Annotated in this window: 7 protein-coding genes; 4 read left to right on the top strand and 3 right to left on the bottom strand. The window is 76.4% G+C overall.

The genetic code is table 11. From position 1 onward, the window contains the following. Positions 1 to 159 precede the first annotated feature (159 nt). On the top strand, positions 160 to 1,074 hold the full coding sequence (gene nudC / locus AC5FZL_RS15140; RefSeq protein ID WP_493619717.1) for an NAD(+) diphosphatase: 915 nt from the start codon (positions 160 to 162) through the stop codon (positions 1,072 to 1,074). A gap of 83 nt (positions 1,075 to 1,157) precedes the next feature. On the opposite strand, the gene AC5FZL_RS15135 is transcribed toward nudC, so the two are convergent. The 3 genes from AC5FZL_RS15135 to AC5FZL_RS15125 all read right to left on the bottom strand — a co-directional run bounded on the left by AC5FZL_RS15135 (position 1,158) and on the right by AC5FZL_RS15125 (position 2,812). After that, positions 1,158 to 1,658, bottom strand: a complete 501-nt coding sequence (locus tag AC5FZL_RS15135; RefSeq protein WP_493619716.1) for a nucleoside/nucleotide kinase family protein — start codon at positions 1,656 to 1,658, stop codon at positions 1,158 to 1,160. A 143-nt stretch (positions 1,659 to 1,801) separates the two neighbouring features. Beyond that, the gene (locus AC5FZL_RS15130) at positions 1,802 to 2,062 is read right to left on the bottom strand and encodes a mycoredoxin (protein ID WP_493619715.1); all 261 of its coding nucleotides are present in this window, start codon (positions 2,060 to 2,062) and stop codon (positions 1,802 to 1,804) included. 90 nt (positions 2,063 to 2,152) lie between these two features. Further along, positions 2,153 to 2,812, bottom strand: a complete 660-nt coding sequence (locus AC5FZL_RS15125; protein ID WP_493619714.1) for a nucleoside/nucleotide kinase family protein — start codon at positions 2,810 to 2,812, stop codon at positions 2,153 to 2,155. Positions 2,813 to 2,838: 26 nt separating this feature from the next. On the opposite strand from AC5FZL_RS15125, the gene AC5FZL_RS15120 reads away from it, so the two are divergent. The 3 genes from AC5FZL_RS15120 to AC5FZL_RS15110 all read left to right on the top strand — a co-directional run bounded on the left by AC5FZL_RS15120 (position 2,839) and on the right by AC5FZL_RS15110 (position 5,713). Further along, on the top strand, positions 2,839 to 4,923 hold the full coding sequence (locus tag AC5FZL_RS15120) for an ATP-dependent DNA helicase UvrD2 (protein WP_493619713.1): 2,085 nt from the start codon (positions 2,839 to 2,841) through the stop codon (positions 4,921 to 4,923). A 153-nt stretch (positions 4,924 to 5,076) separates the two neighbouring features. Further along, complete coding sequence (locus AC5FZL_RS15115) at positions 5,077 to 5,280, top strand: hypothetical protein (RefSeq protein WP_493619712.1); 204 nt, start codon at positions 5,077 to 5,079, stop codon at positions 5,278 to 5,280. Positions 5,281 to 5,413: 133 nt separating this feature from the next. Further along, positions 5,414 to 5,713 carry a WhiB family transcriptional regulator gene (locus tag AC5FZL_RS15110; protein WP_493619711.1) on the top strand — a complete coding sequence of 100 codons (300 nt, stop codon included), beginning with the start codon at positions 5,414 to 5,416 and terminating at the stop codon, positions 5,711 to 5,713. Positions 5,714 to 5,807 lie beyond the last annotated feature (94 nt).

Raw genomic sequence — 5,807 nt, 5'->3', positions numbered from 1 at the left:
GCACCGGCTTGGCGTCGGGCAGCGCGGCGCTCAGCAGCGCAGCGAGGACCAGGGGGCTGCGCGTCACGGCGCCCACCGTAGGGCGGCTGCCCGGGCGGCGCCCACAGCGCCTCCCCGGCCCCTGCGAGTGCCGTGCGCGGGCCCGCCTACTGTGGCCGCATGACGCTGTCCGGCTTGTCCCTGTCGCGCTCCACCGTCGACCGCCAGGGCAACCGCCGGACCGAGGAGGGCCTGCTGGAGCGCCTGTGGGCCGACCCCGCCAGCCGGGTGCTGCGGACGTCGTCCGGGCGCGCGCCGGTGGTGTCCGGGCCGACGCCGCGCCTGGACCTCGTGCCTCCCTCGGCGGTGCCGCACGCCCTCGTGCGGGCGTACCTGGGCACCGGCCCCGACGGCACCGAGTTCCTCGCCGCCGAGGTGGAGGACCCCGACCTCGACCCCGGCTCGGGCGACCAGTGGCAGGACCTGCGCCAGCTCGGCGCCGTGCTCGACGACACCGAGGCGGGGCTGCTCACCGAGGCGGTCGCGCTCATGCGCTGGCACGCGGTGAACCCGCGCTGCCCGCGCTGCGGGGCGGCCACCGAGGTGGCCTCCGCCGGCTGGGTGCGGCACTGCCCCCAGGACGGCAGCGACCACTTCCCGCGCACCGACGCCGCGGTGATCATGTCGGTCGTCGACGCCGACGACCGGCTGCTGCTGGGCCACAACGACGCCTGGCCGGCGAACCGGTACTCGACCCTGGCCGGCTTCGTCGAGCCCGGGGAGTCCCTCGAGGCCGCGGTGCGCCGCGAGGTGCTGGAGGAGGTCGGGGTCGAGGTCGGCGAGGTGACCTACCTCGGCAACCAGCCGTGGCCCTTCCCGGCCTCGCTCATGCTGGGGTTCATCGGGCGCGCGGTGGGGACGGCGGTGCGCACCGACGACCTGGAGATCACCGACGCCCGCTGGTTCAGCCGCGAGGAGCTCGCCGCGGCGGTGGCCAGCCGCGACGTCCTGCTCCCGCCGGGCATCTCGATCGCCCGCCGGATCATCGAGCACTGGTACGGCGGCCCGCTGACCGACGACACCCCCTGGCCGTGACCCCGCGCCGCTGACGACCGGGGACGCGCAGCCGCGCGGACCGGGGTCGGGAGCGGTGCTGGACGTCCCCGGTGGGGCCGGTCTCAGGCGGGGAGGACCAGCGCGGGGTGGCGGGGGTCCTCGCAGCGCACGAGGACGTCCGCGCGCGAGGCCGGGTCGGTCTCGGCCAGGTAGCGCTCCCACGCCCCGGTCACCCGGACGACGTCCTCGGGGGCGAGCCGCCGGCGCTGGGCGGCGGGGGAGGTCTGCAGGTGCGCGACGGCGTCCAGCGCACCGGACAGCTCCCAGCGCAGCAGGAACGGGCCCTCGAGCACGAGGACGGCGCCCGGTGGGGCGGAGCGGCGCGGGGCGCGGGTGGCGCGGTCGGCGGCGGCGTCCCACAGGGCCGGCAGCCACTGGCCGGAGCCGCCGGGCTCGAGCGGGTCGAGGACCTCGCGCAGCAGCGCCGAGGTGTCGTACCAGCGCTCGTAGCCGGCGTCGGGGTCGTCGGGGCCGTGCTCCAGGCGCACGGAGCGGGGTCGCAGGAAGTCGTCGGCGCTGACCCGCAGGACCGGCCGACCGGCCGACACCAGGACGGCCCCCACCGCCTCGGCGAGGACGGCGCGGTCACCGGGGACCGCTCCGTCGACGCCGAGGCGGCGCGCCGAGCCGCGCAGCGCGGCCTCGGCGAGGCGGGCGGCGACGCCCGCGACGTCGAGCGGCTGGACGCGCAGGGGGATCGGGGAGGTCAGGCCAGCCGGGCCTGGACCTCGGCCAGCGAGGGGTTGGTGGCCGCGGAGCCGTCGGGGAAGACCACCGTGGGCACGGTCTGGTTGCCGCCGTTGACGCTCATCACGTACTCGGCGGCCTCGGGGACCTCCTCGATGTTCACCTCGTTCCAGGTGATGCCCTCGCGCTGCAGGTTCTTCTTCAGCACCCGGCAGTACCCGCACCAGCTGGTCGTGTACATCGTGATCGTCCCGGCCTGCGGCAGCGTGGGGCTCGTCATCGTTCCTCCTCGGTGGGGTGGTCCACCCCGTGCCAACTCCCGCGGCACGGTCGGGCATTCCGGGGGTGCGCCCGAGCGGTGGCGGGACGCTCAGCGCGGGTCGGCCACCTGGACGACGAGGTCGGCGCGGTCGCGCGTCGTGGCGACCAGCCGGGCGTTGCGCTCGTCCGGGCCCTCGGCCCAGGCCCGGGCGCTCGCGGTGTCCTCGCCGAGGCCGACCCGCCGGGCGACCAGGCGCTGCCGCCGCACGGCGTCGTCGGGCGCGACGAACCACACCTCGTCCAGGAGCGGTCGGACGCCGGCCCAGTCCCCGTCGTCCAGGAGCAGGTAGTTCCCCTCGGTGATCACCAGGGGCGTGCCGCGCGGCACCGGGACGGCGCCGGCGATGGGCTCCTCGATCTCGCGGCGGAACTCCGGGGCGTGGATGACGGCGTCGGCGTCCGCGCGCAGCCGGGTCAGCAGCGCGACGTACCCGGCGGCGTCGAAGGTGTCCGGTGCGCCCTTGCGGTCGCGGCGGCCCCAGGCGACGAGGGTGGCGTCGGCGAGGTGGAAGCCGTCCATGCCGACGAGCACGGCCTGGTCCCCGAGCCCGGCGGCGAGCTGGGCCGCCAGTGTGGACTTCCCGGCACCGGGGGCGCCGGTGATCCCCAGGAGGCGGCGCTGCCCCGGGACGACGAGGGAGCGCGCTCGTGCGAGGAGCTCCTCGACGGTCAGGAGCGAGGAAGGTGCGGGACCGGGTCCGACTGTCACCCCGATAGGACACCATGGTTGTCCTGATGAGCATGTCCGACGCCGTCCTGGCCTCCCTCGACCCCGAGCAGCGCGAGGTCGCCACCGCGCTCACCGGCCCGGTCTGCGTCCTCGCCGGCGCCGGCACCGGCAAGACCCGCGCCCTCACCCACCGCATCGCGCACGGCGTGCACGCGGGGGTCTACGACCCCCGCACCGTCCTGGCCGTCACCTTCACCGCGCGCGCCGCGGGGGAGATGCGCTCGCGCCTGCGCGACCTCGGCGTGCCCGGCGTGCAGGCCCGCACCTTCCACGCCGCGGCCCTGCGCCAGCTGCAGTACTTCTGGCCGCAGGCGGTGGGCGGGGCGCTGCCGGTGCTCGTGGAGCACAAGGCGCGGCTGGTGGCCGAGGCGGCGGCGCGGCTGCGGCTGTCCGTCGACCGCGCGGCCGTGCGCGACCTGTCCGCGGAGGTCGAGTGGGCGAAGGTCGCGATGCTCGTGCCCGAGCGCTACCCCGCGGCGGCGCGCCAGGCCGGGCGCGGCACCCCCGGCGGTCTCGACCCGGCGACCGTGGCGCGGCTGCTGCAGTCCTACGAGGACGTCAAGACCGACCGCGGCGCGATGGACTTCGAGGACGTCCTGCTGCTCACGGCCGGGATCCTCGACGAGCGGGCCGACGTCGCGGAGTCGGTGCGCCGCCAGTACCGCCACTTCGTCGTCGACGAGTACCAGGACGTCTCCCCGCTGCAGCAGCGCCTGCTCGACCTGTGGCTGGGGGAGCGCACCGACGTGTGCGTCGTCGGCGACGCCAGCCAGACCATCTACTCCTTCGCGGGGGCCAGCCCGAAGCACCTGCTCGACTTCCCCACGCGCTACCCCGGCGCGACGGTGGTGAAGCTCGTGCGCGACTACCGCTCCACCCCTCAGGTGGTGGCCCTGGCCAACGGGCTGCTCGACCGCGCGCCGAAGTCGGCCACGCGCGCCCGCGTCCAGCTCGTCGCCCAGCGCGAGCCCGGGCCGGCGCCGAGCTTCACCAGCTACGAGGACGACGTCGCCGAGGCCGCCGGGGTCGCCGCGCGGGTGCGGGCGCTGGTCGACTCCGGCGTCCCCACCGGCCAGATCGCGGTGCTCTACCGCACCAACGGCCAGTCCGAGCCGCTGGAGCAGGCGCTGACCGAGGCCGGCATCGGCTACCTGCTGCGGGGCGGGGAGCGGTTCTTCGCCCGCTCCGAGGTGCGCCAGGCGGTGCTGCTGCTGCGCGGCTCCGCGCGCGGCGACGACGGCTCGACGCCGCTGGGCCGCGCGGTGCGCGACGTCCTGGCCACGGCCGGGTGGAGCGAGGCGCCACCGACCGCCACCGGCGCCGTGCGCGACCGGTGGGCCTCCCTGCAGGCCCTGGCCGCCCTCGCCGACGACGTCGCGGCCGTCCGGCCGCAGGCCCGGATCTCCGACCTCGTCGCCGAGCTCGACGAGCGGGCCGCCGCCCAGCACGCCCCCACCGTGGAGGGCGTGACGCTGGCGTCGCTGCACGCGGCCAAGGGCCTGGAGTGGGACGCCGTCTTCCTCGTCGGCCTCAGCGAGGGGCTGATGCCGATCTCCTTCTCGGCCGACGACCCCGAGGCGGTGGAGGAGGAGCGCCGGCTGCTCTACGTCGGGATCACCCGGGCCCGCGAGCACCTGGCGCTGTCGTGGTCGCGGGCGCGCACCCCGGGCGGGCGCGCGAGCCGCAGCCCCTCGCGCTTCCTCGACGGGCTGCGCCCCACGGACGGCGACGCGCGCGCCGCCCGCCCGGCCAACCCGCGCGCCAAGCGCAAGGGCGAGGGCCTGGTGCGCACCTGCCGGGGCTGCGGCTCCCTGCTCGACACCCCCGCCGAGCGCAAGGTCGGGCGCTGCGCCGACTGCCCGCCCAGCTACGACGAGGCCGTCTTCGAGCAGCTTCGCGAGTGGCGCAGCGGCACGGCGGCGGAGGCGAAGGTGCCCGCCTACGTCGTCTTCACCGACGCCACGCTCGTCGCCATCGCCGAGGCCCGGCCGACCGACAGCGCCGGCCTGGCCAAGATCGCCGGCGTCGGCCCGGCCAAGCTCGACCGCTACGCCGAGGCCGTGCTCGGCGTCCTCAACAGCGCCGGCTGACGCCGGGTCGCGGCCCTCGGGGGAGGGCCGGGACCCGGTCGGAGGACTCACCGGAAAAACCTGTTGTGCCCTCCATCACCCCTCCCCTAGCCTCTTCGACACCAGCTCCTCGACGCCCCCGGCGTCGAGCCCAGAACGGATGGAGGTGCCCCGATGGACACGACCAACGAGTTCGCGCGTCGCGGCGCCCTCGTCGACGGCTCCGCCCTGCGCCTGCGCAGCGGCGGCAGTGCTCCGTTCTGGGCCACCCGTGCGTCCACCCACCGCGATGACATCGCCGTGCCGGGCGTCGTCGCCGTCAACACCACGTCCCAGGGGACACCTCTGCCTGTCGCCAGGCGGGTCCTGACCAGCTAGGTCAGCACCGCACCGGCGCTCAGGCCGCGGATCCCCACCGGGATCCGCGGCCTTCTTCGTGCCGCGGCTCCCGCACCGCTCCCGGTCCGCCGGAGAGCACCGCGCCGTCCGCACCGCACCGAAGGAGATGCCGATGTCCCCCCTGCCCTGCCGGGTCAACGACCCGGAGCTCTGGTTCGCCGAGCTCCCGCAGGACGTCGAGGCCGCCAAGGCGCTCTGCCGGGAGTGCCCGCTGCTCGTCGAGTGCCTGCAGGGCGCCCTGGAGCGCGCCGAGCCCTGGGGCGTCTGGGGCGGCGAGCTCGTCCTCGCGGGCGAGGTCGTGGCGCGCAAGCGGCCTCGCGGCCGGCCCCGCAAGCACCCCCTGCCCGAGCACCTGCCCGAGCACGCGCACGAGCACGGCCTCCTGCGCGAACCCGCCGGCGCCGTCGCCTGAGGCCGCCGGCTCCTGACCCACCCCGTGCACCCCTGCTGAGACTGGAGAGCGCCGTGGAACACCTGCACCTGCTCCTGCACGCCGAACGGGACCT

The organism is Quadrisphaera sp. DVD1 (assembly GCF_058932755.1).
Note: the sequence above shows the minus strand (reverse complement) of the source record. Positions and strands in the feature narration are given on the sequence as shown.